This window comes from Bradyrhizobium sp. cir1 (assembly GCF_014198245.1).
In the GTDB taxonomy this organism is placed as follows: domain Bacteria; phylum Pseudomonadota; class Alphaproteobacteria; order Rhizobiales; family Xanthobacteraceae; genus Bradyrhizobium.
The window spans coordinates 1-7,889 of sequence record NZ_JACIHE010000056.1 but is presented as its reverse complement, the minus strand read 5'-3'; the positions used below and the strand labels follow the sequence as shown (position 1 = coordinate 7,889).

Here is a 7,889-nt window from a genome sequence, read left to right as displayed (position 1 = left end):
TCTCGCCAAGGCATCGGCTGGTCCTCCCAGCCGACAGAGAACTGTCACCCATCCATCCGGTCTACTGTGTTACCTCTCTATCCGGTCTGGACACTCTTCTTCCTTCTCCCCCTGCGGGAGAAGGTGGCGCGAAGCGCCGGATGAGGGGTATCTATCCACACGCTGGATACGAGTTCGTGGAGAAATACCCTCGCCGCTCTGCGGCGAGCCACCCTCTCCCACAAGGCCGACAAGGGGAGAGGGTGAAGTACCCACTACCCCATTGTTTCCCACAGCCTGTGGGCGATCACGCCGGCGCGCTTCTCGATCGCGGCTGCGGCATCGAGCGCGAGGTCCTCGCGATAGCGGCCGGCAATGAGCTGCACACCGATCGGCTTGCCCGCGTGGACGGCGACCGGCACCACCGCGCCGGGCAGACCCAGCACGTTGATCGCCGAGATGAAGCGAATCTCGCCCCAGAAGATCTCCTGCACGCGCTCGGCGCTGACCGTGTCGTCGCGCGGGCCCGGCGTCGGCCTGACCGTGGTCGGCGCCAGCACGACCGGATAATCCTCGAAGAACAGCTGCCAGGCACGGATGTGGCCGTTGCGCGCGGCCGTCGCCTGCATCCAGGCCTTGAGATCGAGCACGTTGGCCTTGGCCTTCATACCGCCCCAGGCCTTATGGAAATCCTCCGACGTGACTTTCAGCATGCTGGCCTCCTGCATCACCACCGTCTCATTGGTGATGATGTCGCACCAGGTCTGCCAGACGCCGTTGATGTCGGGCACCTCGACCTCGCTGACGCGATAGCCGGAACGCTCGAGGTGATCGGCGGCCTGGCGCAGCGCCGCAGCGACGGAGGGATCGACGTCCATGTCGCCGGGGATCTTCGCCAGCGCGACCTTGATCGGGCCTTTCGGCCTCTCGCCCACCAGCGGCGCCGGCACCCACCAGGGATCGCGCGGGTCACGCTGGCTCATCGCCTCCAGCGCAAGGCGAACGTCGGCGACGTGGCGGGCGAGCGGCCCCTGCGCCGACATCAGATGCGCCAGCATCGGCCGCTCGGCCGTTGCGCTGCCATTGAAGGCGGGGATGCGGCCCTGCGTCGGCTTGATGGTGGCAACGCCGTTGCAATGCGCGGGCCAGCGCAGCGAGCCGCCGATATCGTTGCCATGGGCGATGGTGCCGATGCCGGCAGCAACCGCCGCACCAGCCCCGCCGGACGAGCCGCCGCAGGTGATATCAGGGTCCCAGGGATTGAGCGTCAGGCCATGCAAGGGATTGTCGGTGAAGCCGCGGAAAGAGAATTCCGGCGTGTTGGTGAGACCGATGACGATGGCGCCGGCCTTCTTCAGGTTGCGGACAACAGGTGAATCCGAGGGCGCGATGAGATCCTTGTTCGACGGCACGCCGTTGAAGTTTGGCCGCCCCTCGTAGTCGACGTTCTCCTTGATGGTGATGGGCACGCCGTGCAGAAGGCCGAGCTCGCCGCCCCTGGCACGCCGCTTGTCCGCCGCATGGGCCGCCTTCAGCGCCTCCGCGCCGAGATCGACGACGACCGCATTCAGCCCAGGATTGACCGCGCGCATCCGATCCAGATGCGCCTCGACCGTCTCGACCGCGGAGATTGCGCCGGTGCGGATCGCGGCCGCGGTCTCGACCGCAGACCATTGCCAGACCGGCCCCTTGGGACGGCGCGCCGTGGCTGGCTTGCGCGGCGCCGCCTTCTTGATTGTCTTCTTTGCGGTTTTCGCGACGGTGCCCTTTCGGGCGGTGCTCGTCTTGGTCGAGGTCTTCGTTACCTTCTTTGAAGTAGTTTTCTTCTTGGTTGCCGCCTTCTTCGCCACGTCGCATCTCCAAAAAATTGCGCCGCGGAGGTTATGGAGATCACGCGACCGTGTACAGGCGCGTTTCTGCATGGCGCATTGTCGCGACGCTCTGCCACGCCCCATGACGAAGCGGCAGACGATCGTGAACCTTTATGCGAACTGGCTCGACCCATATGCTGGTTGTGTGGTTTAGGACATGACCGCCAAGATTGCCGCATAAGCAGGTTCAGTGACGCAGCTATTTTGACCTCGACAGATTGGAGCATTGCCATGCTCACAGAGTTCGACGGCGGATACGGCGAACAACCCTTTCGCGATCTGTGCACCGATTACCCCGGCCCCGAGGCCTACGATCCCCACGATTTCCGCATTGAATGGGGACCGATCTTTCATCGCGGCCGGCTCGATGGATCGGCGCGCGTGCTTGTCGTCGGTCAGGATCCAGCCCAGCACGAAACGATCGTGCGCCGGATCCTGGTCGGCACCGCGGGTCGCCGGACCCAAGGCTTCCTCGCCAAGCTCGGCATCACGCAGAGCTACGTGATGGTGAACACCTTCCTGTACAGCGTCTACGGACAGAGCGGCGGCTCCAAGCACAAGAACGAGCCCGGCATCGTCGATTATCGCAACAAATGGTTCAGGGCCGTGCTCGCGCCCGGCAACATCGAGGCCGTTGTCTCGCTCGGCAGCCTTGCGGACGAGGCCTGGAAAGCGTGGCTGAAGACCGCCGATGGCGCGACTTACAACACCCTCGCCTATCAGCACATCACGCACCCGACCTGGCCGGAAAGCTCCGCCCATGATACCGCGACACAGGCCGCCAATACCAAGATCATGCTGACCAAATGGAATGCCGCGCTCGCGGCACTCGCGCCCGCGGTCAAGCATCCCGACGTCCAGACATCGCTCGTGCCCTATGGCGATGCCTTCAAGCCGGTCGAGCTCGTCGACATCATCGCCAAGGATTTGCCGGCAGGCTTGCCGGCCTGGATGCGCGGAGACGCGCCATGGGCCGTGCGCCAGGGCGCCGACGCCGCCACCAAGCGGCGCACCATCACGATCACCATCCCTGACGGGGTGATTCCATGAGCCCGGCGACAGGCCCGAAGCGCTGGGCACTGAGCGGGCGGATCGTGACGATGGCGACTGAGGGCGACGTCATCAAGAGCGGGACGATCTTCATCGAGGATAGTCGCATCGCCGCTGTCGTCCCCAAGGGACAGCCGGCCCCGACGGGCTTCGAAACCACAGCTCCGGTGGCGACCGGGGGCACCATCTATCCCGGACTGATCGAGCTGCACAATCATTTGAGCTACAACATCCTGCCGCTCTGGCAGGTGCCGCAGCTCTACGACAATCGCGACCAGTGGCAGAACGCCAAATCCTACAAGACGTCCGTGACCGGCCCGATGAGCGCGATCGCGCTCGCCGATGACGGCTCGCTGCTGCCGGCCCTCGTCCGTTATGTCGAAGCCAAATGCATGGTCGCGGGAACGACGACGAGCCAGGGGATCACGCTGTCGAACTGGAGCGGGACGATTCACAAATATTACAAGGGGGCGCTGCGTGCCGCCGAGATCGGCAGCCCGCCGGAGCTGCCGCGGGCCCACTCGAAGATTCCCGACATCGATGCCGAGGATTGGGCGAAGTTCGACAACGAGTTGAAATCGTCGTCGTGCTTCCTGCTGCACCTGAGCGAGGGTATCGACACCAAGGCGCACAGCCACTTCCTCGCCTTGCGCAATCCTTCAGGGGACTGGGCCATCGAGCCGTCGCTGGCCGGCATTCATTGCACGGCGCTGAACGCAACCGACTTCGGAACGATGGCCGAAAATCATGCCAAGGTCGTCTGGTCGCCCCTGAGCAATCTGCTGCTCTACGGCAAGACGACCGACGTCGCCGCCGCGCGCACGGCCGGCCTCACCATCGCGCTCGGCTCGGACTGGTCGCCGTCCGGCAGCAAGAACCTGCTCGGCGAGCTGAAGGCGGCGAAGGTCGTGTCCGCGCATTTCAATCTCGGCTTCAGCGACTATGACATCGTTTCGATGGCGACGCGCAATCCGGCCGCGATCCTGAAGTGGGACGCAAAGCTGGGGACCATCGCCAAGGGCAAGTTCGCCGATCTCCTGGTCGTGAAAGGCGTCACCGGCGACCCTTACGGCCACCTGATCAAGTCGCGTGAGCAGGACGTCGTTCTGGTCACCATTGGCGGACGGCCGCGTTACGGAACGAAGACGGCGATGCAAAAGGCGGGCGGAAGCGGCGAAGTCCTCAAGATCGGCAGCAGCGCGCGGGTGATCGACTTCACCTCGCCCGACCAGGATCCGGGGATCGAGAAGGTCACACTGGCGGAGGCGACGACCCGCTTGCGTGCCGCGCTCGGCAATCTCGGCACGCTGCAACCGCATAGCCTTGCCATGAGCGATGCGATCGCCCGCGGAACGGTGTCACGCACCGGGTGGCGCCTCGCCCTTGATGAGCAGTTCGGCAACAATGTGCAACTGCGCCCGCGGCTGGAATATGCCGGTGTCCGGACCGGCCCTGATTTGCTCGCCACGGCTGCGGCGGCCCCCGAGCCGCTGCATCCAATCAAGCTGGATGGCCTCACGGTGGCCGATGATCCCGTCTTCATCGACACGCTGGAGAGCGAGTCAAACCTTCCGCAAGGAATAGGCGCGGCGATCGCCGCCTTCTATTAGCGCTCCCTTACACCAGTGGCGGATTGAGCCGCGCAAAGCCCTCCTGGATGCGATAGGGGTAGTAGGGATAGGCGGGCATCACCGCGCTCGCCTCGTCGAGGCGCTTGATCTGCTCCGCACTCAGCGACCAGCCGACGGCGCCGAGATTGTCACGCAACTGCGCTTCGTCGCGGGCGCCGATGATCACGGAGGAGACCGTGGGGCGCGACAGCAACCAGGCGATCGCGACCTGCGGCACGGTATGGCCAGTCTCCACAGCAATCGCATCAAGCACATCGACGATCGCGTAAAGGCGCGCATCGTCCACGAGCGGCCCGAACTGTGCGGTGGCGTGCAGGCGGCTCGCTTCCGGCAGCGGCTGGCCGCGCCGAATCTTTCCGGTGAGCCGGCCCCAGCCAAGCGGGCTCCAGACCAGTGCGCCGACGCCCTGATCGCGGGCGAGCGGCATCAGTTCCCATTCATAGTCGCGCCCGAGCAGCGAGTAATAGACCTGGTGCGCGACATAGCGCGGCCAGCCATGCCGGTCCGCGATCGCGAGCGATTTCATCAACTGCCAGCCCGCGAAATTCGAGACGCCGACGTAGCGCAGCTTGCCGGCGCACACGAGCGTATCGAGCGTGGACAACACCTCCTCGATCGGCGTGAACGCGTCGAAGGCGTGGAGCTGAAGCAGGTCGATATGGTCCGTGCCAAGCCGGCGCAGCGCCGCATCGACCGAGGCAAGCAGCCGCTGGCGCGACGAGCCGGCCTCAAACGGGCCGTCGCCCATCGGCAGGCTCATCTTGGTCGAGATCAACACCTTGTCGCGGCGGCCCGTGATCGCAGCACCGAGGATCTCCTCGGAGGCGCCGTTCGAATAGACGTCCGCGCTGTCGAACAGATTGACGCCGGCATCGAGGCAAATGTCGACCAGCCTGCGGGCCTCCTCGATGCCGCTGCGTCCCCAGGCGGAGAACAGCGGGCCCTGGCCGCCGAACGTGCCGGTGCCGAAGCTGAGGACGGGGACCTTGAGCCCGGAAGCGCCGAGATTGCGGTATTGCATGATCGCCCTCCTATTCGGCCGGGCACGCCGCGACCGCAGTCGCCGTGCGGTCGAGCTGGAGGCTCCACAGCGCCAGCACGAGGCCGATCGCGGTGATGCCGGCTGCGACCAGCGGCAGCGCCGAGAGGCCGAGCCCGCGATCGATGGCGACACCGCCGGCCCAGGCGCCGAGCGCATTGCCGAGATTGAACGCGGCGATGTTGAGGCTGGAGGCGAGCGTGCGGCCGCTCGGGCCTGCAGCCTCCAATACGCGGAGCTGGAGCGGCGCGACGGTTGCGAAGGCGGCGACGCCGAGCAGCAGGATCAGCACGACGCTGACGATCTTGACCGACAGCACCGCGGCAAGGCCGAGCAGCACGACGGCGAGCGCAGCGAGCGTGCCGATCAGGGCGCGCGCAAGGCCACGATCGGCGAGCTTGCCACCGGCGACATTGCCGATCGCGAGACCTGCGCCGAACACCAACAGGATCGGCGACACCGCGGCCTCCGAAAAGCCGGTGAAGCGCGTCAGGATCGGCTGGATGTAGGTGAAGACGACGAACAGGCCGGCAAAGCCGAACACGGTCATGGCAAGGCCGAGCAGCACCTGCGGACGGCCGAGCACCGCGACCTCTTCAGCGAGCGAGATCGGCTTGTCGCCATTGCCGACATGACCGGGCACGAACGCAGCCACCACGGCAAAGGCGGCCACGCCGATGACAGTCACCGCCCAGAACGCCGCGCGCCAGCCGAGCATCAGGCCGAACCAGGCGCCGAAGGGCACACCCAGCAGCGTTGCGACCGTCAGGCCGATGAACATGGTCGCAATCGCCGAGGCGCGCTTGTCCTCGGCGACGAGGCTGGTGGCCACCACCGAGCCAACGCCGAAGAACGTGCCATGGGCGAGCGAGGTCAGCACGCGTGCCGCCATCAGCAATTCGTAGTTCGGCGCCAGCGCGCAGGCCGCATTGCCGAGCGTGAAGATCGCCATCAGCGCCAACAGCACCGTCTTGCGCGGCATTTTGCGCGTCGCCAGCGTCAGCACCGGCGCACCGACGAACACGCCGAGCGCATAGCCGGAAATGAGCAGGCCGGCGACCGGCACCGAGACGTGCATGTCGGCGGCGACCTGCAGCAGCAGGCCCATGATGATGAATTCAGTGGTGCCGATGCCGAAGGCACCGGCGGTGAGCGCGAGGACGGCGGGAGGCATGCGTTGCTCCAATGGATGAGACGAGCCACGCAGATAGCTGCACTGCGGCAAAACCATTAGAATGTCCGCAATCCAATCATTTGTGACGTGAATTCAACATGGCCCGTTTCGACACCAACCGCTCGGCCGAGATGGAGGTCTTCGTCCGCGTCGTCGACCTCGGCGGCTTCACCCAGGCCGCGCGAAAGCTGCGCCTGACGCCGTCGGGCGTGAGCAAGCTGATCTCGCGGCTCGAGGCGCGGCTCGGCTCACGCCTGATCAACCGCACCACGCGCAAGCTCACGCTGACCGAGGAAGGCCAGGCATTTTACGACCGCGCCGTGCGCATCCTCAGCGAGATGGAGGAAGCCGAGCGCGAGGCAGCCTCGGGGGCCGCGCCGCGCGGCCGCCTCACGGTCAACAGCAATATCCCCTTCGGCATGCTGCATGTGATGCCGCTGATCCCGCGCTTCCTGGCGGAACATCCCGACGTCACGCTCGACCTCGTGCTGACCGACACGCTGATCGACCTGATGCAGGAGCGCGCCGACGTCGCCATCCGCGTCGGCCCCTTGCGCGCCTCGCGCCTGGTCGCGCGAAAGCTCGGCACCAGCCGCATGGTCGTGGTCGGCGCGCCGAACTATCTCGCCCGCTTCGGCACGCCGAAGAGTCCTGCGGATCTCGCCGATCACCGCGGCATCGGCTGGACCTTCCCGCGCAGCATCCGCGGCTGGCCTTTCAAGCGCGGCGACCACACCGAGGAAGCCGTGCCGCCACCGGCCGCACGCGCCAGCGACGGCGAAGCCGCCCGCCGCCTCTGCCTCGGCGGCGTGGGACTAGCCCGCCTCGCCCTCTTCCACATCGGCCCCGACATCGAGGCGGGCCGTCTCGTCCCGGTGCTGCAGGGCTACAATCCCGGAGACCGCGAAGACATCCACGCCGTCTATGTCGGCCACACCGCGCCCCTGCCCGCGCGCGTGCGCGCGTTCATCGATTTCCTGGCGGAGCATGTACGCGTGAGCGATCCCGCGCTGAAGCGGGCGGCGGATGGGAGGTGGAAATTGGTGGGATGATGAGCGGCCCGAGACATAGGTGACAGAACGTACCGAACACATGGGTTACACTTTCCGCTTTTGTTCTGCGGGAGGTGTGGATGCCGTGGAAAG

Annotated in this window: 6 protein-coding genes; 3 read left to right on the top strand and 3 right to left on the bottom strand. The window is 65.9% G+C overall.

Annotated elements, in window-relative coordinates; genetic code table 11:
• Positions 1-254 precede the first annotated feature (254 nt).
• A complete protein-coding gene (locus tag GGD63_RS39765; RefSeq protein ID WP_183250638.1) occupies positions 255-1,829 on the bottom strand; it encodes an amidase family protein in 1,575 nt (524 codons plus the stop codon).
• 252 nt (positions 1,830-2,081) lie between these two features.
• Here GGD63_RS39765 and GGD63_RS39760 point away from each other — a divergent pair, with 252 nt between their 5' ends.
• Both GGD63_RS39760 and GGD63_RS39755 read left to right on the top strand, forming a co-directional pair.
• Positions 2,082-2,900 carry a uracil-DNA glycosylase gene (locus GGD63_RS39760; RefSeq protein ID WP_183250637.1) on the top strand — a complete coding sequence of 273 codons (819 nt, stop codon included), beginning with the start codon at positions 2,082-2,084 and terminating at the stop codon, positions 2,898-2,900.
• Positions 2,897-4,510, top strand: coding sequence for an amidohydrolase family protein (locus tag GGD63_RS39755; protein WP_183250636.1), 1,614 nt, complete (start codon positions 2,897-2,899; stop codon positions 4,508-4,510). The genes GGD63_RS39760 and GGD63_RS39755 overlap by 4 nt, the downstream gene beginning before the upstream one ends.
• A 7-nt stretch (positions 4,511-4,517) precedes the next feature.
• On the opposite strand, the gene GGD63_RS39750 is transcribed toward GGD63_RS39755, so the two are convergent.
• A complete protein-coding gene (locus GGD63_RS39750) occupies positions 4,518-5,552 on the bottom strand; it encodes an aldo/keto reductase (protein WP_183250635.1) in 1,035 nt (344 codons plus the stop codon).
• A 10-nt stretch (positions 5,553-5,562) separates the two neighbouring features.
• Positions 5,563-6,744, bottom strand: a complete 1,182-nt coding sequence (locus GGD63_RS39745) for an MFS transporter (protein ID WP_183250634.1) — start codon at positions 6,742-6,744, stop codon at positions 5,563-5,565.
• Between the two features lie 98 nt (positions 6,745-6,842).
• Between GGD63_RS39745 and GGD63_RS39740 the strand changes: the two genes are divergently transcribed.
• Positions 6,843-7,796, top strand: coding sequence for a LysR family transcriptional regulator (locus tag GGD63_RS39740; RefSeq protein WP_183250633.1), 954 nt, complete (start codon positions 6,843-6,845; stop codon positions 7,794-7,796).
• Positions 7,797-7,889: the final 93 nt, after the last annotated feature.